The 677-nt window shown below is 58.9% G+C and carries 1 pseudogene; it reads left to right on the top strand.

Features of this window, described 5'->3' with window-relative positions:
- Positions 1–158, top strand: a pseudogene (locus AB4Y36_RS40440) (PLP-dependent aminotransferase family protein); the annotation flags it as partial.
- Between the last annotated feature and the right edge of the window lie 519 nt (positions 159–677).

The raw sequence follows: 677 nt of genomic DNA, 5'->3' as shown, positions 1-677 counted from the left end.
CAATGACTGCGGGCATCGCGCCATCACCCTTGTCCGCGTGGTTCGCAAATCCATCGTGGACGGTGCCAGGCCTTTTGCTCGGGGTTGCGACCGCGCCCGAACAACACCTTGCCAAATCGTGCCAACGGTTGTTCGAGATCATTGAAGGGTACTGCTGACCAATGGGTCACCCGGCGTTGCCTGATTAGCATAAGTGCAGTTTCGTCGAAAAGCGCAGCTATATGGCTGCCAACTGTTAGCAACGGGGAGGCGCTTTTCCGGCAAGATCGCCGTCGCCATGCCACCGTGGGTGGCCATTCTCGAACGTATTTCAGGCTAACTGATCTTACCCACGAACCGCGGACACCTTGAGTTGCTACGGTCTATCGTTTGGCACGAGGCGGCAGACCGATCGATATGCTCGCCGAGCGCGAATCCAGACCTTAACCAACCCCGGAGCCTCAGGGCCCGGTTGTACGGCTTCTTCACGGGGTTTTCGCTCAGATGAGGAGTCGTCGGCAATTCGCGTCAGCACGGCCATGCACCGCGATCGCGACCAAGTACCCAAGTCAATCGCGGAAATGATGAAGAGCTGGGACGTCGACGATGGGACGGTGGGCATGCTGACCGATGCGGCGCTGCTGCTAATGGCACGCTAAGGCCGGCCGCAGCAACAAGTTTAGGAAAAGCGCGCCGGA

Source organism: Paraburkholderia sp. BR10936 (assembly GCF_040965735.1).
Lineage (GTDB): Bacteria > Pseudomonadota > Gammaproteobacteria > Burkholderiales > Burkholderiaceae > Paraburkholderia > Paraburkholderia nodosa_A.
This window is presented reverse-complemented; position numbering and strand designations above follow the sequence as displayed.